21 protein-coding genes are annotated in these 25,467 nt (G+C 71.0%); 5 read left to right on the top strand and 16 right to left on the bottom strand.

Annotated elements, in window-relative coordinates; translation table 11 throughout:
• Positions 1-4 precede the first annotated feature (4 nt).
• Positions 5-517: a transcriptional regulator NrdR gene (gene nrdR, locus OG707_RS30460; RefSeq protein ID WP_329123938.1), complete on the bottom strand. Its 513-nt coding sequence runs from the start codon at positions 515-517 to the stop codon at positions 5-7.
• Positions 518-1,031: 514 nt separating this feature from the next.
• Here nrdR and lexA point away from each other — a divergent pair.
• Entirely contained in the window at positions 1,032-1,823 is a 792-nt protein-coding gene (gene lexA / locus OG707_RS30455; RefSeq protein ID WP_329123935.1) for a transcriptional repressor LexA, read from the top strand.
• A gap of 86 nt (positions 1,824-1,909) precedes the next feature.
• On the opposite strand, the gene OG707_RS30450 is transcribed toward lexA, so the two are convergent.
• The 5 genes from OG707_RS30450 to OG707_RS30430 form a co-directional block, all read right to left on the bottom strand.
• On the bottom strand, positions 1,910-3,898 hold the full coding sequence (locus OG707_RS30450) for an ATP-dependent DNA helicase (protein WP_329123933.1): 1,989 nt from the start codon (positions 3,896-3,898) through the stop codon (positions 1,910-1,912).
• 38 nt (positions 3,899-3,936) lie between these two features.
• Positions 3,937-5,766 carry an IucA/IucC family protein gene (locus OG707_RS30445; RefSeq protein WP_329123931.1) on the bottom strand — a complete coding sequence of 610 codons (1,830 nt, stop codon included), beginning with the start codon at positions 5,764-5,766 and terminating at the stop codon, positions 3,937-3,939.
• A 99-nt stretch (positions 5,767-5,865) separates the two neighbouring features.
• Positions 5,866-6,597 carry a GNAT family N-acetyltransferase gene (locus OG707_RS30440; RefSeq protein WP_329123930.1) on the bottom strand — a complete coding sequence of 244 codons (732 nt, stop codon included), beginning with the start codon at positions 6,595-6,597 and terminating at the stop codon, positions 5,866-5,868.
• Between the two features lie 39 nt (positions 6,598-6,636).
• Positions 6,637-8,493: an IucA/IucC family protein gene (locus OG707_RS30435; RefSeq protein WP_329123928.1), complete on the bottom strand. Its 1,857-nt coding sequence runs from the start codon at positions 8,491-8,493 to the stop codon at positions 6,637-6,639.
• A 29-nt stretch (positions 8,494-8,522) separates the two neighbouring features.
• Positions 8,523-9,881: a diaminobutyrate--2-oxoglutarate transaminase family protein gene (locus tag OG707_RS30430; protein ID WP_329123926.1), complete on the bottom strand. Its 1,359-nt coding sequence runs from the start codon at positions 9,879-9,881 to the stop codon at positions 8,523-8,525.
• 251 nt (positions 9,882-10,132) lie between these two features.
• Here OG707_RS30430 and OG707_RS30425 point away from each other — a divergent pair, with 251 nt between their 5' ends.
• Positions 10,133-11,305, top strand: a complete 1,173-nt coding sequence (locus OG707_RS30425; protein WP_329123924.1) for a trypsin-like serine peptidase — start codon at positions 10,133-10,135, stop codon at positions 11,303-11,305.
• 79 nt (positions 11,306-11,384) lie between these two features.
• On the opposite strand, the gene hflX is transcribed toward OG707_RS30425, so the two are convergent.
• The 6 genes from hflX to miaA form a co-directional block, all read right to left on the bottom strand.
• Entirely contained in the window at positions 11,385-12,899 is a 1,515-nt protein-coding gene (gene hflX / locus OG707_RS30420) for a GTPase HflX (RefSeq protein ID WP_329123922.1), read from the bottom strand.
• Positions 12,900-13,025: 126 nt separating this feature from the next.
• On the bottom strand, positions 13,026-14,492 hold the full coding sequence (locus OG707_RS30415; RefSeq protein ID WP_443071421.1) for a M1 family metallopeptidase: 1,467 nt from the start codon (positions 14,490-14,492) through the stop codon (positions 13,026-13,028).
• 68 nt (positions 14,493-14,560) lie between these two features.
• A complete protein-coding gene (locus OG707_RS30410; protein WP_329123920.1) occupies positions 14,561-16,669 on the bottom strand; it encodes a RelA/SpoT family protein in 2,109 nt (702 codons plus the stop codon).
• Positions 16,670-16,816: 147 nt separating this feature from the next.
• On the bottom strand, positions 16,817-17,707 hold the full coding sequence (gene dapF, locus OG707_RS30405) for a diaminopimelate epimerase (protein WP_329123918.1): 891 nt from the start codon (positions 17,705-17,707) through the stop codon (positions 16,817-16,819).
• Positions 17,708-17,762: 55 nt separating this feature from the next.
• Positions 17,763-18,230 (bottom strand): hypothetical protein, encoded by a 468-nt coding sequence (locus OG707_RS30400; RefSeq protein WP_329128059.1) that lies wholly within the window; start codon positions 18,228-18,230, stop codon positions 17,763-17,765.
• 106 nt (positions 18,231-18,336) lie between these two features.
• Positions 18,337-19,275 (bottom strand): tRNA (adenosine(37)-N6)-dimethylallyltransferase MiaA, encoded by a 939-nt coding sequence (gene miaA / locus OG707_RS30395; RefSeq protein WP_329123916.1) that lies wholly within the window; start codon positions 19,273-19,275, stop codon positions 18,337-18,339.
• Positions 19,276-19,457: 182 nt separating this feature from the next.
• Here miaA and OG707_RS30390 point away from each other — a divergent pair, with 182 nt between their 5' ends.
• Both OG707_RS30390 and OG707_RS30385 read left to right on the top strand, forming a co-directional pair.
• Positions 19,458-19,688, top strand: coding sequence for a gliding motility protein (locus OG707_RS30390; protein WP_329123913.1), 231 nt, complete (start codon positions 19,458-19,460; stop codon positions 19,686-19,688).
• A 29-nt stretch (positions 19,689-19,717) separates the two neighbouring features.
• Positions 19,718-19,960: an antitoxin gene (locus OG707_RS30385; protein WP_329123911.1), complete on the top strand. Its 243-nt coding sequence runs from the start codon at positions 19,718-19,720 to the stop codon at positions 19,958-19,960.
• A 72-nt stretch (positions 19,961-20,032) separates the two neighbouring features.
• Here the strand turns inward: OG707_RS30385 and OG707_RS30380 are convergent, their stop codons facing one another.
• Both OG707_RS30380 and miaB read right to left on the bottom strand, forming a co-directional pair.
• Complete coding sequence (locus OG707_RS30380) at positions 20,033-20,743, bottom strand: class III extradiol dioxygenase subunit B-like domain-containing protein (RefSeq protein ID WP_329123909.1); 711 nt, start codon at positions 20,741-20,743, stop codon at positions 20,033-20,035.
• A gap of 31 nt (positions 20,744-20,774) precedes the next feature.
• A complete protein-coding gene (gene miaB / locus OG707_RS30375; protein WP_329123906.1) occupies positions 20,775-22,262 on the bottom strand; it encodes a tRNA (N6-isopentenyl adenosine(37)-C2)-methylthiotransferase MiaB in 1,488 nt (495 codons plus the stop codon).
• A gap of 79 nt (positions 22,263-22,341) precedes the next feature.
• Between miaB and OG707_RS30370 the strand changes: the two genes are divergently transcribed.
• Positions 22,342-23,337 (top strand): TAXI family TRAP transporter solute-binding subunit, encoded by a 996-nt coding sequence (locus tag OG707_RS30370; protein WP_329123903.1) that lies wholly within the window; start codon positions 22,342-22,344, stop codon positions 23,335-23,337.
• Here the strand turns inward: OG707_RS30370 and OG707_RS30365 are convergent.
• Together OG707_RS30365 and OG707_RS30360 are read right to left on the bottom strand one after the other, a co-directional pair.
• Positions 23,334-24,722: a sensor histidine kinase gene (locus OG707_RS30365; protein ID WP_329123901.1), complete on the bottom strand. Its 1,389-nt coding sequence runs from the start codon at positions 24,720-24,722 to the stop codon at positions 23,334-23,336. The two genes, OG707_RS30370 and OG707_RS30365, sit on opposite strands and share 4 nt — an antisense overlap.
• Positions 24,723-24,728: 6 nt before the next feature.
• Positions 24,729-25,439 carry a response regulator transcription factor gene (locus tag OG707_RS30360; RefSeq protein WP_329123900.1) on the bottom strand — a complete coding sequence of 237 codons (711 nt, stop codon included), beginning with the start codon at positions 25,437-25,439 and terminating at the stop codon, positions 24,729-24,731.
• Between the last annotated feature and the right edge of the window lie 28 nt (positions 25,440-25,467).

The following is a 25,467-nucleotide window of genomic DNA, read 5'->3' as shown; positions in this document are numbered from 1 at the left end:
GGGGTCAGTCGGCAGCAGTGGCGGGCACGGGGACCTCGAGGGTCTCGCCGCACTCGCAGTCGGGGGTGTGGAGCCTGCCCTCACGGAGTTCCGCGATGGCGGACTCGAAGTCTTCGAGCGAGTTGAACGCCCGGTACACGGACGCGAAGCGCAGGTACGCGACCAGGTCGAGCTCCCGCAGGGGGCCGAGTATGGCCAGACCCACGTCATGGGTGGTCAGTTCGGCGCTTCCGGTGGCGCGCAGCGCCTCCTCGACCCGCTGGCCGAGCTTGGCGAGAGCGTCCTCGGTGACCGGCCGCCCCTGGCACGCTTTGCGCACACCGGAGATGACCTTGGTACGGCTGAAGGGTTCGGTGACCCCGCTGCGCTTGATCACCATCAGCGAGGCGGTCTCCACCGTGGTGAAACGGCGGGTGCAGTCGGGGCACTGGCGGCGCCGGCGGATCGACGTGCCGTCGTCAGTGGTCCGACTGTCGACAACGCGGCTGTCGGGGTGCCTGCAGAAGGGGCAGTGCATGATTCCCAACCCTCCTTCACAGCACGACTGAATGGCCTCGACGGGCCCGGACAGGGCCCTCGAAGCAGCCCCAAGCATAGGCGATGGCCGGGGCCTTGAGGACCACGGACCACAACTTCTGGGCGGCTGGTTCAATCCAACCACTAGATCTGGGGTTTGGCGCGACTATCGACCACAGCGCGTGTCGCGCGGCCCGGAACGCCACGGGTTCGCCACGAGGGTACGGGAGACACGCGGACGACCGACGGTCAGGGGCGTCGGGCGCCCTCGGATGACACACTGGACAACCGGCACGGCCGACCGCGGCGGACCCCCCTGAGGGGTGGCGCCCCAGCGGTGAAGGGTACCGTAATGGACCGAATTGAGATTCGGTTCGAGCCTCGCTCATACACCCAGCAATACGCACACGTGAAGGTTTCTACGGTTTTTCACTCGAACGTGTGTTTGGCGCAACCTTTCGAAAGCAACTACCGTTGTGCAGCTAGGGAGAGCGAATATCTCGAGAGGGGCCGACGTGACCACCACCGCAGACAGTGCCACCATCACTGCCCAGAACCGACTCGAGCCGGTGCATGCCATGAATGACGCAGCCACGAACCCTGAATCCACAGGGGGGGCCGTGCCCTCGCGACCTGCGCGCTCGCTGCCCGGCCGACCTCCGGGCATCAGGGCGGACAGTTCCGGGCTGACCGACCGGCAGCGGCGGGTCATCGAGGTGATCAGGGACTCCGTGCAACGCCGCGGGTACCCGCCGTCGATGCGGGAGATCGGCCAGGCCGTGGGCCTGTCGAGCACGTCGTCGGTGGCGCACCAGCTCATGGCGCTGGAGCGCAAGGGCTTCCTGCGCCGCGACCCGCACCGGCCCCGGGCGTACGAGGTCCGCGGCTCCGACCAGCCCAGCAGCCAGCCCACCGACACCACGGGCAAGCCCGCCGCTTCGTACGTCCCGCTCGTCGGGCGCATCGCGGCCGGTGGCCCGATCCTCGCCGAGGAATCGGTGGAGGACGTCTTCCCGCTCCCCCGCCAGCTGGTCGGCGACGGCGAACTGTTCGTCCTGAAGGTCGTCGGCGACTCGATGATCGAAGCCGCGATCTGCGACGGCGACTGGGTCACCGTGCGCCGTCAGCCCGTCGCCGAGAACGGTGACATCGTGGCGGCCATGCTGGACGGCGAGGCCACGGTCAAGCGCTTCAAGCGCGAGGACGGCCATGTGTGGCTGCTGCCGCACAACTCCGCGTACCAGCCCATCGCAGGCGACGAGGCCACGATCCTCGGCAAGGTCGTGGCGGTCCTCCGGCGGATCTGACCCCTCTCCGCCGGTCATGAACCGGGCCCCTGGAATCCACTGCGCCGGTTCCAGGGGCCCTGCCGCGTTCAGGGGAACGGGCCGGACTACTTGCCGTCCGTCTTTGCTGCCGCATCGATCGCGGCGAGGGAGCGGCGGGCCTGGTTGGGGTCCGTGGTGTACCAGAAGTCGGGCAGCGAGGCGCGCAGGTAGCTGCCGTAGCGGGCGTTGGCGAGCCGGGGGTCCAGTACGGCGACGACACCCTTGTCGCCCGTTGCCCGGACGAGCCGGCCCGCGCCCTGAGCCATCAGCAGTGCGGAGTGCGTGGCGGCCACGGCCATGAAGCCATTGCCCCCTGCCTCCTCCACCGCCTTCTGGCGGGCGCTCATCAGCGGATCGTCGGGCCGGGGGAACGGGATCCGGTCCATGACCACCAGCTGGCAGCTCGGGCCGGGAACGTCCACGCCCTGCCAGAGCGAGAGCGTGCCGAACAGGCAGGTCTCCGGGTCGGCCGCGAAGTTCTTGATCAGCTCGCCCAGCGTCTCCTCGCCCTGGAGCAGGATCGGCTTGTCGAGCCTGGTGCGCAGTTCCTCGGCGGCGGCCTTGGCCCCCCGCATCGAGGAGAAGAGACCGAGCGTGCGGCCGCCGGCCGCCTCGATCAGCTCGGCCAGCTCGTCGATCATGTCCGTACGCGTGCCTTCGCGACCCGGGGTGGCCAGGTGCTTGGCGACGTACAGGATGCCCTGCTTGGGGTAGTCGAAGGGCGAGCCGACGTCGAGGCCCTTCCAGACGGGCATGTCCTCGCCCCCCTTGCCCTCCGGTGCCAGGCCCAGTGAGGCGCCGACGCCGTTGAAATCGCCGCCGAGCTTGAGGGTGGCGGAGGTGAGGACGACGGAGCGGTCGGTGAAGAGCTTCTCGCGCAGCAGGCCCGACACGGAGAGCGGCGCGACGCGCACGGAAGCGCCGAAGCGGTCGTGGCGTTCGTACCAGACGACGTCGTACTCGGAGCCCTGGGTGATGCGCTCGGCGACGTCATGGATGGACTCGACGGAGGCGAGGGCCTGCTTGCGTACGACGTCCTCGTCCTGGACGGACTTGTCGCGGGTCGCGCCGATGGCGGAAATGACCGTACGGGACGCGTCGCGCAGCGCCATCAGCGCGTATCCGAGGTCCTCGGGGATCTCTTCCAGGCGGCCGGGGAGCGCGAGTTCCATGACGCGCTCGAAGGTCTCCGAGGCGGTCTGCAGGGCGTCGGCCGCCTTCTCGTTGACGAGCTTGGCGGCCCGGCGCACGGCGCGGTTCACCTGGCCGGGGGTGAGCTCGCCGGTGGCGACGCCGGTGACCCGGGAGACCAGCTCATGGGCCTCGTCGACGATCAGCACCTCGTGCTGCGGGAGCACCGGGGCGCCTTCGATGGCGTCGATCGCCAGAAGGGCGTGGTTGGTGACGATGACATCGGCGAGCTTGGCGCGCTCACGGGCGGCCTCGGCGAAGCACTCCGCGCCGTACGCGCACTTCGTGGCGCCCAGGCATTCGCGCGACGAGACCGAGAGCTGGCCCCAGGCGCGGTCCGAGACGCCGGGGGTGAGGTCGTCGCGGTCGCCGGTCTCGGTCTCGTCCGCCCAGTCGCGCATCCGCAGCAGGTCCTGGCCGAGCTTGCTGGAGGGGGCGGACGTCTCGAACTGCTCGAACTGGTTGAAGAGACCGTCCTCCTCTTCCTGCGGCACGCCCTCGTGAAGGCGGTGCAGGCAGAGGTAGTTGGAGCGGCCCTTGAGCATGGCGAACTGGGGCTTGCGGCGCAGCAGGGGCTGCAGTGCCTCCACCGTACGCGGCAGGTCCCGCTCCACGAGCTGGCGCTGGAGGGCGAGGGTCGCTGTGGCCACGACGACGCGCTCGCCGTGGGCCAGAGCGGGGACCAGATAGCCGAGGGACTTGCCCGTACCCGTGCCGGCCTGGACCAGCAGGTGGGAGCTGTCGTCCACGGCCTCGGCGACGGCTTCGGCCATGGCCGCCTGGCCGGGCCGCTCCGTGCCGCCGACGGCGGTGACGGCGGCGTGAAGGAGCTCGGGAAGGGAGGCGTGTGGGGAAGCAGTCATAGCGGGACCACCCTACGGTGCGGCACTGACAATCGGGATCACACCTGGTGGAGGGGGTTGGGCACGGAGCCGTGGACGGCGGCGTGGGGGCGGTCGGGGCGGTCGCGGTAGCCGTCGAGGTGGAGACGGTTGCGGTTGAGGCTCAGGCGCTCGAGCCGGGGGGTGAGCAGGTCGAAGGTTTCGTAGCGGTCCTTCAGTTCGGGGAATCGTGCCTGGTGGCGCAGGATCTCGGCCCGTACGAGCGACCAGAACTCGCTCTCCGGAACCCCCAGTTGGTCCTCGCAGAGGGGGGCGAGGAAGCGGAAGACGCCGATGAAGAGCCCCGAGTGGATGAACTGCGTGAGGAAGGACGGGTCCTCGGTGAGGAGGATGGCCCGGACGTCCTCCGGCATGGAGTCGTGCTCGGGCAGCGGTTCCGCGCTGACGTTCACGTCGTCGACGAAGTCCTTGATCGCGAGGCGGACCGGGACGTCGTGGTCGTCGAAGACGACGATGGCGTTCTCGCCGTGCGGTGAGAAGACGGTGCCGTAGCGGTAGAGGAAGCGCAGCAGCGGGGGCAGCAGGGCGGCGAACAGGCGGCGGAGCCAGACGGTGGGGGCCAGCTGCGAGCGGGCGACGAGTTCGGCGGTGAAGGCGCGTCCCTCGGGGTCGGTGTGGAGCAGGGAGGCGAGCGTACGGGCACGTTCGCCGGGCGCGAGGTGACCCTCGAGCGGCTCGCGCCAGATCGCGCCGAGGAGTTCCCGGTACTGGTACGGGACTTCGGGCAGCTGGTCGTACAGAGGGTGTTGGACGGCGACGGACGCAACCTCGCCGAGGAGGATCACGCGGCATTCGTCGCGGAGGTAGGCGTCGCCGTCGCGCAGGCCCTGGACCCAGGTGGTGACGGCGGGTGCGGCGAGGGTTCGTTCGGTGGGGAGGCCGCGCCAGACCAGGGTGTTGAGGATGGAGAGGGGCAGCTTCACGGTGTGCCGGTCGGGGCGGCTGGTGTTGAGGAACGTACGGATCGACTGTTGGGGGAGGCGCAGGTCGCCGTCCGAGTGGAGCGGGACGATCGCGTTGTGGGCGACGGCCGGGGCGAAGAGCGGCAGGATCGTCTCGTGCCACTGCCAGGGGTGGACGGGGAGATAGAGGTACTGGTCCGGGTCGAGGCCGCGGGCCCGGAGTACGGCGGTGAAGGAGGCGCGGGTGGGGGCGTCGAGTTCGCGGCTGTAGAGGCGGTCGGGGGTGGCGAGTCCGGGGACGCCACGGTAGGAGGCGAGCTCGGTGGTGACCGCGATCCAGGGGAGACGTGTCGGTCTGCGCGCCTCGGGGGTCCAGCGCGCGGCGTCGGTGGCGGAGAAGCCGAGGCGGCCCTTGTTGAGGACGAGCCAGGGGTGTCCGGTCTGGTGTCCCTCCAGCTGCGCGTAGTCGAGGTCGGCGAGACGGGCCACGGGGAGGGCGGTGTGGTCGAGCCTGGCGTCGGCGGCGAGGGTGGCGGTGAGCTCGCGGACGAGGTGTCCCAGGGTGGCGCCGTCGAGGGCGAGCACGCGGCGGGCGCGGACGAGGAACTGCAGCGGGTCACCGAAAGGACGCCCCTGGACCTCGACGGAGTCCGGGTCGATGTGCCAGTGACCGTAACTGCCGCGTCGGGCACGGAAGGTGAGGAGGCTGTCGTCGTCCAGGAGGAAGGAGTGGCGGTCGTCGCCGGCCGGCGAAGCGACGGGGACGGGCTCGATGAGCTCCTCGTAGGCGAAGGCGCCGAGCATCTTGGCGAGGAGGCGGCCTGCCGCCCGGTCCCAGACGTCACGGTTCAGCTCGGGCGGTGCGAACAGCACTGGCTCCTCCGTGGATTCCTCTGCGGAGTCAGGAGTGGCAGGGGGTGTGGGCACGGGGACTCCTCGGGGTGGAACCGATTCGGGACGAGCGGTGTATCCAAGGCAGCGGTCGTTCACATCAAGGGGGGCACATGAGAGGGCACACGGAGCGGGTCACATCAGATTGCGGAAGGCCCGGTCGCGGACCATCAGGGCTGCCCGTTTGTCGGGGAGGTCGACCTCCGCCGAGAAGCGGAAGCCGGCGCTGAGGAAGGCGGCGACGGAGGGGGTGTTGCGCAGGTCGGGTTCGGCGATGACGCGTGCGCAGTGCGGTCGGTGGTCGAGGACGAGGTCGGAGACGGCGCGCAGGAGGGTGGTGCCGAGACCGTGGGCGCGGTCGGCGACGCCGCCGATGAGGAGGTGGAGGCCGGTGTCGTGGGGGCGGGCGGGGTAGTGCCGGGCGAGTGGATCGAGGTCCGCGCGGTAGATCTCCCAGTAGCTCATCGGTGTGCCGTCCAGTACGCCCAGGCAGGGGGAGCTGCGTCCGTCGCCGTCGAGCTGGGAGCGCAGATGTGCGGCGGTGACGGACTCGGGGCCCGGCAGTTCCCAGAAGGCGGCGACGGCGGGGTCGTTCATCCACCGGCTGATGAGCGAGAGGTCACGGTCGATCGACACGGGAGCCAGACGGAAGACCCCTGCGGCGGTGGTCGCGGGGCCCCACGCCAGAGGGTTGTCGAGCAGGTCGTCCTCGGGCGGCACGGACGGGGCGGTCCGGTGTGCGGTCGCCGGGTCCGTGTCGCGCAGGAGCGAGAGCAGCTCTTCGGGAAGCCGGAGATCCAGGGTGTCCTCGGGGCCCCCTGGGTGGGGGCTGGTTCCTGTGTCGGTGCTCGCATCGGTGGGAGGCACGGCGACGTTCCTCATTTCACGTGCTGATGTCGGGTGGGGTCATGTCCCGGTGGAGTGAAGGGGGTTGGTGAGGGCGACGTAGACGGACTGGGTGTCGACGGGCCCGACGAGTTCGTCGAGTCCGTGCAGCCGGGTCAGCAGATTGGCCTTGGTGCGGAGTACTGGGGTGTCGAGGAGGAGTGCGGGCAGGGGGGAGCCCAGGGCGGTGGCTTTGGTGAGGAACTGGCGGAAGGCGGCGAGGAGCAGGCGTTCGTCGGCGAGGTCCTGGGCACCGAAGGCGCCGATCAGACCCAGGACGTTGTTGATGCCGAGGTAGTAGGCGAAGCGTTCGTCGGTGACGGCGTCGGGGACGAACGTGTCGCTGTCGGTGCCGATGGAGGGGAGGCGTTGTTCGAGGGAGTCCCGGTGGGATTCCCGGAAGTAGTAGCCCTGGTTGTCGCGGTAGCGGCCGCCGACGGGCCAGCCTTCCGGGTCGAGGATGACCAGGGTGTTCTGCTGGTGGGCTTCGAGGGCGATGCCGGCGGTCCCGTCGAGCCAGAGCACGGGGCGAACGACATGGTCGAGGTAGCGCAGGAACCACTCCGCGGCGACGGCGTCGGTGGGCCGTCCGGTGCGGGTGGCCAGCCCGGTCACGATGTCGGCGAGGCGGGAGTGCATTCCGCTCCGGCCGGGCCAGGGGCGGGGTCCGGTGAGTCCTGCGATGCAGACGGCGTCGTCGCCGGGGCCGAACGGGTTGTGGCGCAGCACGACGTCAAGGCCGGGGAGCGGTTCTCCGTCCGGGGTGTCGACGGCGAGCCAGGCCGGGTCGCGGACGATGTCGAAGCCCGGGTGGGCGGACTGCCACTCCTCGGCGAGTCCGCCGCGCAGAAGGCGTTGTACCTCGACGCCCCGGTGGAGTTCCTTGCGGAGGTTCTCCCGGCGGGAGTTGGTGATGCGCAGGCCCAGCGAGAGCTTGAGCATGGCCGGGGCGCCGGGGCGGTGGACGGTTCGGACCGAGGAGGTGGGATGCCAGTGGTCGCCGTGCGGTCCGAGGTCGTGGAGCAGTCCCGCTTCCAGGAGGGCGGCCACGGCGGGGCGGTGGGCCAGGTCCCGGGCCTGCCAGGGGTGAAGGGGCAGGGGCACGGTGCCGGCGGGGAGTGGGAGGTCTCCGGCGAGGCGGGCTGCCAGTTGGTCGGCCGGGACGGTGCGGCCGCGCTCGGTCCAGGCGGAGTCGTGCGCCAGTGCCGACCGGTCGACCGCCATCCAGTGCAGCGGGAAGGAGCCGTGCAACTCGGGTGAGTAGAGGCGGGTTTCGGCCTCCGAGAGGCCTTCCCTGCTTTTCGGAGTGGGGTGCAGGGGGTGGCCGAGGAGGAGCGACTGTTCGGCGGTGAGAAAGAGGTCGGACTCGGCAACGGGGGCGGGGGCGGCACGCCGGTCGGTGATGAAGGAGGCAGTGCGGCGTACCGAATCGGCGACCCTGCCCACCAGGTCGGAGCTCTCCGCCTGGCCGGCCTCGCGGCCGAGCAGGGCTGCGACGGTGACGGCGTCGGCGGCCGGGGCCCCCTGCGGGCCTCCTTCCAGAGCGGGCCTGCCGAAGCGGTGCCATCCGGTGGCCGACCAGTAGCGGACGGGAATGAGGAAGGCGCTGCCACTGGCGTGGAGCGGGATGCGCAGGGTGGGGCCGTCCGGGCGGGCCAGGTTGTTCTCCCGTACCCAGCAGCGCAGCAGGTTCTCGACGGCCGCCGCTTCTGCCGCCGCGTGCGGGTCCGGGTCGTCGAGAAGATCCCCGGGGAGGCCGACCGGCAGCTGGGACCCCGTCTTCTGGCGCGGTACCGCCGCCGGATCGACCGATCGCGGACCGTGGGCGGTGGGGCGGCTGTCGGCCTCGGGCGCATCGGGTGCGGGGGTGGGGTTCACGGAGGGCTTCCTTGTGGGGTGGTCCGGGGTCAGTGAGAGGGCCCGGTCTCGCGGGGGCGGTGCGTGCGTTCGGCGGCGCTCAGGGCGTCGGCGAGACGGTCCAGTACGGCCTCGGCCTGTTCGTCGGTGATGGTGAGGGGAGGGAGCAGCCGTACAACACTGCTGTGGCGGCCGCCGAGTTCGACGATGAGGCCGCGGTCGAGGCACTCCCGCTGCACCGCGGCGGCGAGGGCGGGGTCGGCCGGGGGCGGGCCGGCGGCGGTCAGGTCCTCCGCTTCCGGGGCGACGAGTTCGACGCCGATCATGAGGCCCTTGCCGCGGACGTCACCGATGCGTGGGTGGTCTGCGGCCAGCCCCTGGAGCCGGCCGAGCATCCGAGCGCCCAGGGTGGCGGCGCGCTCGGCGAGACGGTTCTCGCGGACGTGGCGCAGGGTGGCCGCGCCCGCCGCCATGGCAAGCTGGTTGCCGCGGAAGGTACCGGCGTGCGCACCGGGCTCCCAGGCGTCCAGCTCCGAGCGGTAGACGACGACAGCGAGGGGCAGGGAGCCGCCGATGGCCTTGGAGAGGACCATCACGTCGGGGACGATCCCGCTGTGCTCGACCGCCCAGAAAGCACCGGTGCGCCCCACCCCGGTCTGTACTTCGTCGGCGATGAGCGGAATCGAGCGGTCCGCGGTGATCCGGCGCATCCGCCGCAGCCAGTCGTCGGGGGCGGGGATCACTCCGCCCTCGCCCTGCACCGGTTCGAGGATCATCCCGGCCGGTGCGGCCACCCCGCTCTTGGGGTCGTCGAGGAGGGTCTGGGTCCAGCGGGACGAGAGTTCGGCGCCGCGCTCACCGCCGACGCCGAACGGGCAGCGGTACTCCTGGGGGTACGGCAGCCGTGTCACCCGTACGTCCGGCGCACCACCGGATGCGGCCAGCGCGCCCTCGGTCATGCCGTGGTAGGCGCCGGTGAAGGCGAGCAGTCCGCTGCGCCCGGTCGCCGTACGGACCAGCTTGAGCGCGGCCTCGACCGCGTCCGTGCCGGCCGGTCCGCAGAACTGCACCCGCGCGTTGTCGGCAAGCCCGGGCGGCAGAGTGGCGAACAACTCGGTGGTGAAGGCGTCCTTGACGGGTGTGGCCAGGTCCAGGACGTGCAACGGGGCGCCCGAGTCGATGACCTTCTTGACCGCTTCGAGGACCGCGGGATGGTTGTGACCCAGCGCGAGGGTCCCGGCCCCGGAGAGGCAGTCGAGATACCGCCGTCCGTCCGCACCTTCGATCGTCAGCCCGCGTGCCCGTACGGGCACGATGGGCAGCGACCTCGCATAGGTGCGAGCCGCCGACTCGCGCAGCGACTGGCGCCGCAGGATTCCCTCGTGCGCGATCCCCTCGGTCACGGCCACGGCTTTCGGTCCTCCCGCTGTAACGGTCCTGTCGTACACCCGTCGCACTCCGGTGCTGAACGCAGCCCGGAACCCCCCGTACGTACCAACGACGCACGTGCCGTGGGATCACGGGTACGTCGGAAGATCCTTGCGGCCACGGAACCACGACCCTGCTGCACGCCGTCCCCAGCAGCACGGCATAGTGGAGCCCGCAATTCGGCACCGTGGTGCCGCAGTTCAGACATTCGAAGTCCCAGGGGGAACACAACATGCGACCGATACGCCCAGCCTTGGCAGCAGTCGGGCTGACTGCCGTACTGGCTCTTGCCGCGACCGCGTGCGGCCCGGGCGACGACAACGCCGGTGACAAGCCCAGCGGTTCGACGGCCTCCTCCTCGTCCGACGGCATCCAGATCCCGGACGACATCAAGGACCGGCTGAAGGAGCACGGCTTCGACCTGGACAAGTGGAAGGACGGCGAGTGGAAGAACTGGGACAAGGACAAGTGGCTCCGCGAGGCCCAGGACTTCATCAACCCGATCATTGACGGTCTGTGGGACCCGGACCGGATGAAGGGCGCCGACAAGCAGCCGCAGCAGCCCGTCCCCAATGACATCTCGGGCGACAAGGGCATCACCGACCCGGTCCCGGCCCCCGTGACCGCGCAGGAGCTCAACTCCCCGTACCACAAGAGCCTTCCGGCGCTCGGCAAGGTCATCTTCGACACCCCCGAGGGCCAGGCGGTCTGCTCGGGCACCGTCGTGAAGGACCCGGCCCATCCCGGCAAGTCCAACCTGGTGTGGACTGCCGGTCACTGCGTCCACGCCGGCGCCAAGGGCGGCTGGTACCGCAACATCATCTTCGTGCCGTCGTACAACGACGGCGGCAAGTCGGCCGCGGAGCTGCCGAAGCCGACCCGGGAGCAGCTCGCTCCCTACGGCGTCTTCTGGGCGGACGGGGCGCAGACCTCCGACCAGTGGATCGCGGGCGGCGGCCCGAGCGGAGGCGCGGGCGCTCCGTACGACTTCGCCGTGCTGCACGTGGCCCCCGAGAAGGGATCCACCAAGTCCCTTGAGGAGACGACCGGTTCGGCTGTCTCTGTGGACTTCAACGCTCCTGCCGTACCCAAGATCGCCAGCATGTCGGCGAACGGCTATCCGGCGGCCAAGCCCTTCGACGGCCAGAAGCTGTTCCGGTGCGCCGACAAGCCGGGCCGTCTCTCCCTCGCGCAGAACGACCCGACGATGTACCGCCTCGGCTGCACGATGACCGGCGGTTCCTCCGGCGGTGGCTGGCTCACCACGGGCCAGGACGGTCAGCCCGCGCTGGTCTCGAACACCTCGATCGGCCCGGTGGAGTCCGGCTGGCTGGCCGGTCCGCGCCTCGGCAAGGAGGCCAAGCAGGTCTACGAGGCGCAGAGCAAGAAGTTCGCCAACAAGTAGAACGCGCTCCATACGGCCGAAGGCCCGCACCCCTCGAGAGGAGTGCGGGCCTTCGGCCTGTGCGCGAGCGGCGGAAGTGTCAGCCCTTCGCCGGCACGTACTGCGCCAGGTCGGACGCCAGTTCCTCGTGCACCCGCGCCTTGAGCAGAGTGCCCTCCGGGGTGTGCTCCTCGGAGATCACCTCACCCTCGGTGTGGGCGCGGGCCACCAGTCCACCGTGCGTGTACGGCACGAGTGCCTCGATCTCCACCTGCGGGCGGGGCAGTTCGGCGTCGATGATCGCGAGCAGTTCCGCGATCCCCGCGCCCGTACGGGCCGAGACCGCGATGGCGTGACGCTCGGTGCGCAGCAGCCGCTGCAGTACGAGCGGATCGGCCGCGTCCGCCTTGTTGATCACCACGACCTCGGGCACGTCGGTCGCGCCGACGTCCCTGATCACCTCGCGCACCGCCGCGAGCTGCTCCTCCGGCACCGGGTGCGAGCCGTCCACCACGTGCAGGATCAGATCGGAGTCACCGACCTCCTCCATGGTGGAGCGGAACGCCTCGACGAGGTGGTGCGGCAGATGCCGTACGAACCCGACGGTGTCGGCCAGGGTGTAGACCCGGCCGGTCGGCGTCTCGGCCCGGCGCACGGTCGGGTCGAGGGTGGCGAACAGTGAGTTCTCCACCAGCACGCCCGCGCCCGTGAGGCGGTTGAGCAGCGAGGACTTTCCGGCGTTGGTGTATCCGGCGATCGCCACCGAAGGCACCTTGTTGCGCTTGCGCTCCTGGCGCTTGATGTCACGGCCGGTCTTCATCTCCGCGATCTCCCGGCGCATCTTCGCCATCTTCTCGCGGATACGGCGCCGGTCCGTCTCGATCTTGGTCTCACCGGGACCACGGGTGGCCATGCCGCCGCCACCGCTGGACCCGCCGCCGCCCATCTGGCGCGACAGCGACTGACCCCAGCCCCGGAGCCTGGGCAGCATGTACTGCATCTGCGCCAGCGAGACCTGTGCCTTGCCCTCTCGGGACTTGGCGTGCTGGGCGAAGATGTCGAGGATCAGCGCGGTCCTGTCGACCACCTTGACCTTGACGACGTCCTCGAGATGGATCAGCTGGCCGGGGCTGAGTTCACCGTCGCACACGACGGTGTCCGCCCCGGATTCGAGCACGATGTCCCGCAGCTCCTGGGCCTTGCCCGAGCCGATGTACGTGGCCGGGTCGGGCTTGTCGCGGCGCTGCACGACACCGTCGAGCACCTGAGCACCCGCCGTCTCGGCGAGCGCGGCGAGCTCCGCGAGGGAGTTCTCCGCGTCCTGCGCGGTTCCGGAGGTCCAGACGCCGACCAGCACGACCCGCTCGAGGCGCAGCTGGCGGTACTCGACCTCGGTGACGTCCTCGAGTTCGGTGGAGAGGCCCGCGACACGGCGCAGTGCGGCACGCTCGGAGCGGTCGTACTGATCGCCGTCACGCTCTCCGTCGATCTCGTGGCTCCAGGCGACGTCCTCTTCCATCAGGGCATCGGCCCGGAGGCTCTCGTTGAAGCTCTGCGCGTGCTCGCCGCTCTCGGCGTCCCGCGCGTCCTGGGAAGGGGAAGAAGAGGAGGTCATTGGATCCTTACGTCGAAAGAAAATACTTGGGTGTCCGTCACAACGCGTGACGGCCTGGGAAGATTCCCGGCCGCGTCGCCGACCTGTCGATAGTGGCATGGCGCGACCGGGACCGTCACCCGGGTTTTACCCCGCCCGGGAGACCTTCACCGGGTCGCTCCGCCAGTCCGGGTGGCCGGGCATCGGCGGCGTCTTCTCCGCGTACAGCCAGGCCCGGAAGAACCCGGAGAGATCGCGCCCGGAGATCCGCGACGCCAGCGCCGCGAAGTCCGCGGTGGTCGCGGACTTGTCCCGGTAGTCGCGCACCCACGCCCGCTCCAGCTGCTCGAAGGCGCCGGTGCCGATCTCCTGGCGCAGCGCGTAGAGCACCAGCGCGCTGCCGTCGTACACGACCGGCCGGAAGATGCCGATCTGCTGCCCCGGCGCCGCACGGCGCGGCTCCGCCGGCGGCCCGCCCGCGGCCCGCCAGCCGTCCGAGTCCGTGTAGGCGTCGTGCATGCGCCGCTCCATCGGCTGCTTGGCCTGCTCCTGCGCATAGAGCGCTTCATACCAGGTCGCATGGCCTTCGTTGAGCCACAGGTCGGACCAGGCGCGCGGCGAGACACTGTCGCCGAACCAGTGGTGGGACAGCTCGTGGACCATGATCGACTCGACGTACCACTCCGGGTACTCGGCCCGGGCGAACATCGAGCGCTCGAAGAGCGACAGCGTCTGCGTCTCCAGCTCGAAGCCGGTGTTCATGTCGGCGATCAGGACCCCGTAGTTCTCGAAGGGGTACGGACCGACCTTCGACTCCATCCACGCGAGCTGGCCGGGGGTCTTCTTCAGCCACCGCTCCATCTTCGTGCGGTCGGCGGCGGGGACCACGTCGCGGACCGGCAGCCCGTGCGGTCCCGTGCGGCGCAGTACGGCGGAGTGCCCGATGGACACCTGGGCCAGCTCGGTCGCCATGGGGTGCACGGTCCGGAACGTGGACGTGACGTTGCCGCCGTGTCGGCTCCGCGCCTCCTCCAGCCCGTTCGCGACCACGGTGAGACCCTTCGGCGCGGTCACGCGGAAGGTGAAGTACGCCTTGTCGGAGGGGTGGTCGTTGCAGGGGAAGACCCGGTGCGCGGCGTCCGCTTGGTTGGCCATGACCAGCCCGTCGCCGGTGCGCACCCAGCCGCCGACCTGTGCGCCGCGCGGGTCGCTGGTGTGGTGGACGGTGATGCGCAGCCTGCCGCCGGCGGGTACGGCCGCTGCCGGGGTGACGACCAGATCCTCACCGGTCGTCTCGTGGGCGGCGCGGGCGCCGTTCACCTCGACGGAGGAGACCGTGCCGTGCGTGAAGTCGAGGTTGACGCGCTCCAGCGCTTCGGTGGCGCGGGCGTCGATGACGGTGACGGCGGACAGCGGCTCGTTGTTGGAGCCGCCGTAGGTGAGTCCGATGTCGTACGAGAGGACGTCGTAGCCGGGGTTGCCGAGGCTGGGGTAGAGCGGATCGCCGATGCCGAGGGGCGTGGGCGCGGGCAGGGCGGCGGCGACGAGCGCGGCCGACGCGGCGGCCAGCAGACCGGCGCGCAGCCGCCGGGAGGGCCGGGAGATGTGCAGCATGCGTTACGGCTATCAGCGCGCGCGGCCCGCGCCGTGGCGGCGCGCGCCGCGCCACTCGAACGAGGTTCTCAGGCGGTGGCCGGATGCTGGGCGCGGCTGACGTCGTACACCCCGGGAACGTCGCGCATGGTGCGCATCAGCGCGGGAAGCCCTGCCGAGTCCGGGAGTTGGAGCGTGTACGTGTGGCGTACCCGCTGCTCGCTCGGCGGTTCCACGGTGGCCGAGACGACCGCGGCGCCCGCGCCGGCGATGGCCTCGGTGAGGTCGGCCAGCAGGTGGGGGCGGCCGAAGGCCTCGGCGACCAGCGTGACCCGCACCTCGCCGGTGGTCCGCCAGCTCACCGCGACGGGCTCCCGGCCCACCGCGCGCATCCGGTCCACGGCCGCACATCGCGCGCGGTGCACCGTGACGGCGCCGCCGCGCACCGCGAAGCCGGTGACCGCGTCGGGCGGCACGGGGGTGCAGCAGCCCGCCAGCCGTACGGTCGCGTTCGGCAGGTCGACGACGGCGTGGGCGCCCGCCGGACGTACCGCGTCACCGGCCGCCGCTTCCGCGACGGGCGGGCGCGGGGCCGCGGCGGGCACCGCGGCCCCTTCCGGGTGTGCGGTCAGCCAGCCGGTGATGGCGATCCGCGCGCCGGGCGTACGGGCATGGTCGAGCCAGTCGGGCGAGGGCCCCGAAGCGGCGTCCTGGGCGAGGAGGAGCTGCACGGTGTCGCCGTCGATGAGCACCGTGCTGAGGGTCGCGAGCCGCCCGTTGACCCGCGCCCCGATACAGGCGTGCGCCGCCTCGCCGTACTGCGCGTACGCCGCGTCCACACAGCTCGACCCGGCCGGCAGCCCCAGCATGGAGCCGTCGGAGCGGAAGACGGTGATCTCCCGGTCCTGTGCCAGGTCGGCGCGGAGCGTGGTCCAGAAGGTGTCGGGGTCCGGTGCCGACTCCTGCCAGTCGAGGAGCCGCGAGAGCCAGCCGGGCCGCGTGGGGTCGGCGCGCTCGCCGTCCTCGGCGGGTTCCGCGGAGGCGGCGGAGGCGGCGGGATCCAGAGGTGCGTACGGATTGCCGAGCGCGACGACTCCCGCCTCGGCGACCTTGTGCATCTGGTGCGTACGGATGAGGACTTCGGCGACCGAGCCGTCGGGGCTGGCGACCGCTGTGTGCAGCGACTGGTACAGGTTGAACTTGGGCGTGGCGATGAAGTCCTTGAACTCCGAGACCACCGGGGTGAAACAGGTGTGGAGTTCGCCGAGCACCGCGTAGCAGTCGGCGTCCTCGCCGACCAGCACCAGGAGCCGTCCGAAGTCGGTGGGGCGCAGCTCGCCGCGTTTGATCCGCACCCGGTGCACGGAGACGAAGTGGCGTGGCCTGATGAGGACTTCGGCGTTGATACCGGCGTCTCTCAGGACCGTTGTGACCTCTTCGGAGATGACGGCGAGGGGGTCGGCGGTCGCGGCGTCCGCGGCGATGAGGGCGCGGGTGTGCTCGTACTCCTCGGGGTGGAGGATCGCGAAGACCAGATCCTCCAGCTCGGTCTTGAGCGCCTGTACGCCGAGCCGTTCGGCGAGCGGGATCAGTACGTCACGGGTGACCTTGGCGATCCGGGCCTGCTTCTCGGGGCGCATGACGCCGAGAGTGCGCATGTTGTGCAGCCGGTCGGCGAGCTTGATCGACATGACGCGGACGTCGTTGCCGGTGGCGACGAGCATCTTGCGGAAGGTCTCCGGCTCGGCGGCGGCGCCGTAGTCGACCTTCTCCAGCTTGGTGACGCCGTCGACGAGGAAGCAGACCTCCTCGCCGAACTGCTCCCGCACCTGATCGAGCGTCACCTCGGTGTCCTCGACAGTGTCGTGGAGGAGGGATGCGGTCAAGGTCGTGGTCTCGGCGCCCAGTTCGGCCAGGATCAGCGTCACGGCCAGCGGATGGGTGATGTAGGGCTCGCCGCTCTTGCGCATCTGTCCGCGGTGCGAGGACTCGGCCAGTACGTACGCCCGGCGCAGGACGGCCAGATCGGCGTCGGGATGATGGGCGCGGTGGGCCTCGGCGACATGGCCGATGGCGTCCGGCAGCCGGTCCCTCGAGACCGGACCGAGCAGCGCGGCCCGGCCGAGCCTGCGGAGGTCGATCCTGGGGCGGCCTCGGCGGCGGCTGGGGGCACCAGGATTGGTGGCCTCTGCACTCATGGGGCACCTCCGGCAGTCTCGGCCATCGACCGGCGACTGTCAGGCTGCGGATACGCCTGAGGGCCGGTGCTTGATGCTACCGAGCCCACCACGGGCTGCAGTCCCACTCTCGCTCACCGTGAAACTGATCACCCATTCGAGCGAAACTCAGTCGAGAGCCGTTTCCCACCAGTCGGCATCGATCGTCCCTTCGGCCACGATCACGGCCGGACCGGTCATCTCGATTTCGCCGTCCGGCCGCTCGGTGATCGTGAGCCGGCCGCCGAGCACATCCACGGCGTACGTCACCGGGGCACCGGTGACCGACGGGTCGGCCCCGTCCCTGCGGGCCGCGGCCACCGCGACCGCGCAGGCGCCCGTGCCGCAGGACCGGGTCTCCCCCGCCCCGCGCTCGTACACCCGCATCGCCACGTGGCGCTCGCCCCGGTCGACGACGAACTCGACATTGGCCCCCGCCGGATAGACGGTGGCCGGGCTGAAGGGGGGCGGGGAGTAAAGGTCTCCGGCGTGCTCGAGGTCCTCGACGAAGGCCACCGCGTGCGGGTTGCCCATGTTCACGTTGCGCGCGGGCCAGCTGCGGCCGCCGACGGTGACGGTCGCCCCGTCCTCGGGGAGCACCGCGCGCCCCATGGAGACGGTGATGTCGCCGTCGGCACCCTTGGCCAGGTGCACCTGCTTCACGCCGCCGCGGGTGGCGACCGCGATGTCGCCGTCCTCCACGAGTCCGGCACGCTGCAGATAGCGGGCGAAGACCCGCACGCCGTTGCCGCACATCTCGACGGTGGAGCCGTCCCCGTTGCGGTAGTCCATGAACCACTCGGCCTCGCCGGCCATCGCGCGCGCCTCGGGGTGCGCGGCCGACCGTACGACATGGAGCAGCCCGTCCCCGCCGATTCCGGCCCGTCGGTCGCAGAGCGCGGCGACGGCGGACGCGGGCAGGTCGACGGTGTTGTCCGGGTCGGGGACGATCACGAAGTCGTTCTCGGTCCCGTGGCCCTTGAGGTAGGCGAGCTGCGCAGTGGTGGTCACGCGCTCCATCGTACGAGAGGCTTCTGACAATGCCGACGGCACCGGCGACGGCACGGGCGGATCCTCAGCGGAGCCGGGCGACCCGCCACACGGCCAGCGCGACCAGGGCGCACGCGGTGACGGCGTACAGGGCGATCACCCGCCAGTCGGGGCGCTCCCCCGATCCCCTGGCGGGCAGCCCCGGCAGGGTGTATCCCACACGCCGGGCGGCCATCAGGCCCCAGCCGGCGGCGCAGCAGCTGATCAGCAGTCCGAGCATGGCCACGACCGGGCCGCCGTCGCCGAATTCGAAGGCGAGCGGGAAGGCGAACATCAGCGAGCCGACGGCGGCGAGCATCACGATCGGCGCCAGCTGCCAGATCCGCAGGCGCCGCTGCGGGCGCAGCTCGACCTCGACCTCGGGGGCCACTCCGGCCATCTCCAGAGGGTCGGGTCCGTCGGGGCTCAGCCGTACCGCGTCCTCCGGTACTCCTGCTGTGCTCCGGTCGCCCTGATCCGTATCGCGCTCTCTGTCGCGAGGGCCGGCCTCCATCGCCACGCGCCCTCCCAACTCGGACTTCACTGTCGATCGCAGCTCGATGATGGCACGCTCCCGGGCCCCGGATTGACGGGCGGAGCGTCCCGATGCCATCACGTGATCAGGCTGTAACCGCTCGTTCGACCAACGCCAGCGCCCGGTGCGGGAGTTCCGCACGGTCCTCGGCCGCACCGCTCAGCCAGTGCACACGGGGGTCGCGGCGGAACCAGGAGTCCTGGCGGCGCGCGAAGCGCTTGGTGGCGCGTACGGTCTCGGCGCGCGCCTCCTCCTCGGTGCACTCCCCCGCGAGGGCGGCGAGCACCTGCTGGTACCCGAGTGCACGTGCTGCCGTACGCCCCTCGCGCAGCCCCACGGCCTCCAGTGCCTTCACCTCGTCGACCAGGCCCTCGTCCCACATCCGGTCGACGCGCAGCGCGATGCGCTCGTCCAGCTCGGGGCGGGCGACGTCGACGCCGATCTGCACGGTGTCGTACACCGAATCGTGACCGGGGAGGTTGGCGGTGAAGGGCTTTCCGGTGATCTCGATGACCTCGAGTGCCCGGACGATACGGCGGCCGTTGCTGGGCAGGATCGCCCGCCCGGCCTCCGGGTCGGCCGCGGCCAGCCGTGCGTGCAGCGCGCCGGGTCCGCGCAGCGTCAGCTCCTCCTCGAGCCGTGCGCGTACGTCCGGGTCGGTGCCCGGGAACTCCAGGGCGTCGATGGCCCCGCGGACGTACAGCCCCGAGCCGCCCACCAGGACCGGCGTACGGCCCTCGGCGAGCAGCCGGTCGATCTCCGCGCGGGCGAGACGCTGGTACTCCGCGACACTGGCCGCCTCGGTCACGTCCCAGATGTCGAGGAGCCGGTGCGGGACGCCGCCACGCTCGGGAAGCGTCAGCTTGGCGGTGCCGATGTCCATCCCCCGGTAGAGCTGCATGGAGTCGGCGTTGACGACCTCGCCCCCGAAATGACGGGCGAGCGCGACGCCCAGATCGGACTTTCCGGCCGCGGTGGGACCGACGACGGCGATGACCCGCGGTGCGGGAGCTGCAGTTCTCACCTCCCCAGTCTCGCAAACCTCCGGACCTGTCCCCGAACGAGTTACGTGACGGCCCGCGCCCGGCTTCGTTTCCCGTTGCGAGGTTCCGCCCGCCGGTTTGCGGACCGGTTCACCCGGGCGACGCAATGAGGCGCTCCGGGCGACGCGGGAATTCGCTCGCACGAGTACGGTATGGAGTAGATATGGGTGTTTTTGCACGGTTCAGCCGGAAGTCCAAGGCCGCAGCCGAGGAGTCAACCGCAGATACGACGGTCGCCACACTGACGGCCGAGCCGGAGGCGGAGGGCGAGGCGGAAGCAGCGGAGGAGGCCGGCGCCACCGAGGCCGCCGCTGTCGAGGGAGTTGAAATTCCCCAGCAGCAGTCCGCCGAGGCGGCCGCCGACAACAAAGCCGGTGAGGGCGCCCGCAAGTAAAGTCCCGTCGAGAGGGAAGAGGTGTCCCTATGGGATTTCTGGACAGCCTGAAGGCCAAGCTCGCACCCGCCAAGGACAAGGTCGGAGACCTCGCCCAGCAGCACGGGGACAAGATCGAACAAGGCCTGGACAAGGCCGCCCAGACGGTCGACTCCAAGACCAAGGGCAAATACAGCGACAAGATCGAGACGGGCACGGACAAGGCGAAGGACGCGCTGGGCCGTCTCTCGAACAAGGACGACGGCTCGGGCACCACGCCCCCTGCCGCCTGAACCACACCGCCGGAAGGCCGCGGAGCGCTGTACTCCGCGGCCTTCCGCCGTGTCCGGGTCCGTCGAGCGGCGCTAGGACCAGGCGGCCACGAAGTACCCGACGCCGTACGGCGCGTCCTCGTACAGCAGCTCCCCGCCCAGCCGTGCGCCCTCGGCGGCCCCCGCGAGGACCTGCCAGGGGGCGCGGCCCGCGACCTTGAGTTCGTACGCCAGTGCCGCGTCCAGCGCCGTGAGCGCCGCGGTGTCGGCCGCGCCCAGCGCCCGGGCCGCTTCCGCGTCGAACGCGGTGGCCCGCTCGTCCAGGTAGCCGGGCGCCTTCAGCGTGCGACAGGCGCTGCCGTCACCCATCACCAGGAGGGCGACGCGCTCCGCGCCGGCGGCCAGACCCCGTCCCGCCTCCAGGCAGCGGTCGGTGGCGAGCGGTTCGCCGACGCCCAGCGCTTCCACGGGGGCGTCGGTCCAGCCGGTGCGCTCCAGGAGCCAGGCCGCCACGGCCAGCGACGGCGGAAGCTCCCGCTCCGGGGCGGCGTCGCCGGCCCCGAGCCGTACGCGAAGATCCACTCCGAACCCGGCGAAGGACCCGACCGCCCCCTGCGGATGCGTCCCGCGCCCCTCGGCCCCGGCGGGCCCGACGACCACCAGCCGGTCGGGCCGGGAGACGGCCAGCACCCCGAGGGCGTCGAGACAGGCGTCCCGCGCCCCGTCGAGTTCGGCCGCGGCACCGGCGGCGACCTCGGGCACGAGCAGCGGCGGACAGGGACAGACGGCGGCGGCTACGAGCATGATCGGCAGCCTACTGCGCGGGGCCCCGGAGTCAGTCGACGGAGCAGCCCCCGGTGGCCGCCGGCAGCGGCTCGGGAACGCCGATCTTCGGCAGACCGAGCATGACGCCGGGAGCCTGCTGGGCCGGGGCGGCGGTGCGCTTCTCCCAGGCGTCACCGGCGCGCGTGCGCCGTACGGCGAGAGGCGCGCCCTCCGCGAGGAGGTGGTGCGGCGCCGCGTAGGTGATCTCCACCGTCACCACGTCGCCGGGACGTACGTCCTGCTCCGGCTTGGTGAAGTGGACGAGACGGTTGTCGGGCGCGCGCCCCGAAAGCCGGTGCGTGGCACCGTCCTTGCGGCCCTCGCCCTCGGCGACCATGACGTCCAGAGTGCGGCCGAACTGCTTCTTGTTCTCGTCCCAGGAGATCTCCTCCTGGAGGGCGGAGAGACGCATGTAGCGCTCCTGCACGACCTCCTTGGGGATCTGCCCGTCCATGGTGGCGGCGGGCGTCCCGGGGCGCTTGGAGTACTGGAAGGTGAAGGCGTTGGCGAAACGCGCCTCGCGGACCGCGTGCATCGTCTGCTCGAAGTCCTCCTCGGTCTCGCCGGGGAAGCCCACGATGATGTCGGTGGAGATGGCGGCGTGCGGGATCGCGGCGCGCACCTTCTCGATGATCCCCAGGAAGCGGTCCTGGCGGTACGAGCGGCGCATCGCCTTCAGGATCGTGTCCGATCCGGACTGCATGGGCATGTGAAGCTGCGGCATCACGTTCGGCGTCTCGGCCATCGCCGCGATCACGTCGTCGGTGAAGTCGCGCGGGTGCGGCGAGGTGAAGCGGACGCGCTCCAGGCCCTCGATCGTCCCGCAGGCGCGCAGCAGCTTGGAGAAGGCCTCGCGGTCGCCGATGTCGGAGCCGTACGCGTTGACGTTCTGGCCGAGCAGCGTGATCTCGCTGACGCCCTCGGCGACCAGCGCCTCGATCTCGGCGAGGATGTCGCCGGGGCGGCGGTCCTTCTCCTTGCCGCGCAGGGCGGGCACGATGCAGAACGTGCAGGTGTTGTTGCAGCCGACGGAGATGGAGACCCAGGCCGCGTACGCGCTCTCGCGCCGCGTGGGCAGCGTCGAGGGGAACGCCTCCAGGGACTCGGCGATCTCGACCTGCGCCTCCTCCTGGATGCGGGCGCGCTCCAGCAGCACCGGCAGCTTGCCGATGTTGTGCGTACCGAAGACGACGTCGACCCAGGGCGCGCGGTCCACGATCGTGTCGCGGTCCTTCTGCGCGAGGCAGCCGCCGACGGCGATCTGCATACCGGGCCGCTTGGTCTTCATCGGCGCGAGCCGGCCGAGATTGCCGTACAGCTTGTTGTCGGCGTTCTCACGCACCGCGCAGGTGTTGAAGACGACGACATCGGCATCCCCGTCGGCGTCCTTGGGCGCGCGGACGTAACCCGCGCCCTCAAGGAGGCCCGAGAGCCGCTCGGAGTCGTGGACGTTCATCTGGCACCCGTAGGTGCGCACCTCGTAGGTCTTCGCACTCATCTCGTACACCAGGGTACGGGGCGCCCGCCGCTCCGTACCCCCTGGTCCTTTCGGCGGGCAACCTGGCAGGATCGCGCGCATGTTCCAGGCACTCACCCGCATCGGCAGGCGCCGCGCCCTGCAGGGCTCCGCGGCCGCCCTGGTGGTCCTCGGGCTGCTGATGTGGTGGCTGCTGCCCTTCGGCACGGACTCGCCGGGCGGGCGGCTCAGCTTCAGCACCGGTGTACCGACCGGGGTCTACCAGACGTACGGCACCATGCTGAAGGAAGTGCTGGCCGAGGATCTGCCGCACGTCTCGGTCAGCCTGCAGACCAGTGAGGGTTCGGGGCAGAACATCTCGCGGGTGGCCACCGGCAAGGCGGACTTCGCTCTCGCGACCGCCGACTCCGTCGACGACTACATCCGCAACGACCGGCCCGGCTCGGACCGGCTGCGCGGCTGCGCGCGGCTGTACGACGACTACATACAGCTCGTCGTCGCGGACACCTCGAAGGTGCACCGCGCGCACGACCTGCGGAAACTGTCGGTGGCCGTGGGGCAGGAGGGCTCGGGCGTGCGGCTCATCGCCGAGCGGATCCTGCGGGCCGCGGGGCTCGATCCGCACAAGGACATCACCCCGGTGGCTGCCGGGATCGACACGGCTCCACGCCTGCTGGAGGAGGGGAAGATCGACGCCTTCTTCTGGTCGGGCGGTCTGCCCACCACCGCGGTGCGGCTGCTCACCGAACGGTTCCCGGTACGGATCGTTCCGCTCGACGACCTGGTGACGGCGCTGCACCGGAGCGGGGAGTCCACCCGCTACTACCGCTCGGCCGTGATGCCCGCCGATGCCTATCCGGCGGCGCGCAACGGCGGCTCCGTGCCGACGCTGGCCGTGGCGAACATCCTGATCACGGCCGACCGCACCGACGTGCGGCTGACCGAGGACTTCACGCGGACGGTGATCCGCAGCCGCGACAGCATCGGCCGGCAGGTGCACGCCGCGCAGCTGGTGGACGTACGGACGGCGATCTACACCGACCCGCTGCCGCTGCACGAGGGCGCGCGGCGCTACTACCGGTCGGTCAAGCCCTAGGGCGCGCTGCGCGGCACCGTCACGGTCACGCGCAGCCCCTGCGGGGTGTTCTTCCCGTACGAGAGGGAGCCGCCGCCCGCGGTGAGCAGGGCCCGCGAGATCGACAGGCCGAGGCCCGAACCCTTGATGTTCTGATGGCGGTTGGAGCGCCAGAAGCGGTCGCCGACCCGGGCCAGTTCGTCCTCGGTCAGTCCGGGCCCCCCGTCGGAGACGGTGATGGTGGAAACGGTGCCGTCGGCCGCGACCGTGACCTTGACCTCCTCGCCGCCGGGGGTGAACTTCAGGGCGTTGTCGATGATGGCGTCCAGGGCGCTGGAGAGCGCCACGGGGTCCGCCCAGGCGGTGACGGCCACCGCACCGTCCTCGGTGAGCCGCACCCCCTTGTCGTCCGCGAGCGGGCGCCAGGCGGCGACGCGTTCGGTCGTCAGCGCACCGATGTCGGTGAGCCGGATCTCCGCACCGGCGTGCTCGGCCAGCGCCAGACCCAGGAGGTCGTCGAGGACCTGGGCGAGGCGCTTGCCCTCGGTGCGCACCGAGGCGATCTCCTCGTTGCCCTCGGGGAGTTCGAGCGCGAGGAGTTCGATCCGGAGCAGCAACGCCGCCAGGGGGTTGCGGAGTTGGTGCGAGGCGTCGGCGACGAAGGCGCGCTGCTGCTCCAGCACGGCTTCGACGTTGTCCGCCATCTCGTTGAACGAACGGGCCAGGCGCCGGAGTTCCGGCGGACCGCCACCGGGTGCGACGCGCGAGTTCATCCTCCCGGTCGCGATGCCGTGGGTGGCCGCGTCCAGGATCCGTACGGGAAGGAGCACCCAGCCCGTCAGCCGGAAAGCGGCGCCGACGGCCACGAGCATCGCGGCCACCAGTCCCCCGCCGATCAGCAGCCAGCCGTGCAGGATCTTCGAACGCATCTCGCCCGTGGGCGAGTCGGTCATCACGACCGCGATCACATCACCGTTCCTGACGACCGGAGAGGCGACCACCAGGCGCCCGCGCTGCCAGGGCCACACCTGGGAGGGGTCGTGGCTGCGGCGGCTTGCCAGGGCCTCCTGGAAGGCCTGACGCCCCTCGCCCTCACCTGGAACTCCCCAGCCCAGCGGTGCGTTGGCCAGGGCAACACCGTCACGGTCGAAGACCCCGGCCCGGATCCCGTACACCTGCTGGTAGCGGACGAGTTCGTCCTGGAGCCTGGCCTGCCGTTCCTTCTCGACGGCCGGTATCTCCGTGACGAACTGCGCCTCTGCGGCGATGCGCGCCGTGTCGTCGATCCGGTCGACGACGACTTTCTGCTGCTGGGCCGCGGCCACACTGACGGCCAGCGGGAAGCCGAGCGCGAGCAGCACGCCCGCCATGAGGACGATGAGCAGCGGGAGGAGACGGGTGCGCACCGGGAGTTACGTACCTTGGGGTGTGCCGGGAGCGGCCGGAGCGACGAGCCGGTAGCCGACGCCGCGCACGGTCTCGATCAGCGTGGGCATCCGCAGCTTGGAGCGGAGGGACGCCACATGCACCTCGAGGGTGCGCCCGGTCCCCTCCCAGCTGGTGCGCCACACCTCGCTGATGATCTGCTCCCTGCGGAAGACGACCCCGGGCCGCTGGGCGAGGAGCGCGAGCAGGTCGAACTCCTTGCGGGTGAGCTGCACTTCACTCCCCTCGACACTGACCCTGCGCGTGGGCAGCTCGATCTGTACGGGCCCGAGCCACAGTTCGCTGCTGCCGGGACCGGGACCGCCGGCCGGCGCCGGACGGCGGATGACCGCGTGGATACGGGCGATCAGCTCGCCGGTGTCGTACGGCTTCACCACGTAGTCGTCGGCGCCCAGATTGAGCCCGTGGATGCGGGAACGGACGTCGGCCCGCGCGGTCACCATGATCACCGGGGTCGAGCTGCGCTTGCGGATCTTGCCGCAGACCTCGTAGCCGTCCTGGTCGGGAAGGCCCAGGTCGAGCAGGATGACGCCGAAGGGCTCGTGCGCGGCCGGCAGCAGGGCCTGCAGCGCCTCCTCGCCGTTGCGCGCGTGCACCACCTTGAAGCCGTGGCGGGCGAGGATCGCGGAGAGGGCCGCGGCGACGTGGTCGTCGTCCTCGACAAGCAGCAGTCTCATGGTCCCCCTTCCGTCGCACTCCGGTCGC

It is taken from the genome of Streptomyces sp. NBC_01465 (assembly GCF_036227325.1).
In the GTDB taxonomy this organism is placed as follows: Bacteria; Actinomycetota; Actinomycetes; order Streptomycetales; family Streptomycetaceae; genus Streptomyces.
The sequence above is the reverse complement of the archived record's forward strand: the minus strand, read 5'-3'. Positions and strand labels throughout refer to the sequence as shown.

Excerpts from the sequence above, each read along its gene's own strand:
- OG707_RS30400 (WP_329128059.1), bottom strand. The coding sequence starts at position 18,230 with ATGGAGGCCGGCCCTCGCGACAGAGAGCGCGATACGGATCAGGGCGAC.
- OG707_RS30390 (WP_329123913.1), top strand. The coding sequence starts at position 19,458 with ATGGGTGTTTTTGCACGGTTCAGCCGGAAGTCCAAGGCCGCAGCCGAG.
- OG707_RS30415 (WP_443071421.1), bottom strand. The coding sequence starts at position 14,492 with ATGCTGCACATCTCCCGGCCCTCCCGGCGGCTGCGCGCCGGTCTGCTG.
- hflX (WP_329123922.1), bottom strand. The coding sequence starts at position 12,899 with ATGACCTCCTCTTCTTCCCCTTCCCAGGACGCGCGGGACGCCGAGAGC.
- nrdR (WP_329123938.1), bottom strand. The coding sequence starts at position 517 with ATGCACTGCCCCTTCTGCAGGCACCCCGACAGCCGCGTTGTCGACAGT.
- OG707_RS30425 (WP_329123924.1), top strand. The coding sequence starts at position 10,133 with ATGCGACCGATACGCCCAGCCTTGGCAGCAGTCGGGCTGACTGCCGTA.
- OG707_RS30410 (WP_329123920.1), bottom strand. The coding sequence starts at position 16,669 with ATGAGTGCAGAGGCCACCAATCCTGGTGCCCCCAGCCGCCGCCGAGGC.
- miaB (WP_329123906.1), bottom strand. The coding sequence starts at position 22,262 with ATGAGTGCGAAGACCTACGAGGTGCGCACCTACGGGTGCCAGATGAAC.
- OG707_RS30360 (WP_329123900.1), bottom strand. The coding sequence starts at position 25,439 with ATGAGACTGCTGCTTGTCGAGGACGACGACCACGTCGCCGCGGCCCTC.
- dapF (WP_329123918.1), bottom strand. The coding sequence starts at position 17,707 with ATGGAGCGCGTGACCACCACTGCGCAGCTCGCCTACCTCAAGGGCCAC.
- OG707_RS30370 (WP_329123903.1), top strand. The coding sequence starts at position 22,342 with ATGTTCCAGGCACTCACCCGCATCGGCAGGCGCCGCGCCCTGCAGGGC.
- OG707_RS30450 (WP_329123933.1), bottom strand. The coding sequence starts at position 3,898 with ATGACTGCTTCCCCACACGCCTCCCTTCCCGAGCTCCTTCACGCCGCC.
- OG707_RS30385 (WP_329123911.1), top strand. The coding sequence starts at position 19,718 with ATGGGATTTCTGGACAGCCTGAAGGCCAAGCTCGCACCCGCCAAGGAC.
- OG707_RS30380 (WP_329123909.1), bottom strand. The coding sequence starts at position 20,743 with ATGCTCGTAGCCGCCGCCGTCTGTCCCTGTCCGCCGCTGCTCGTGCCC.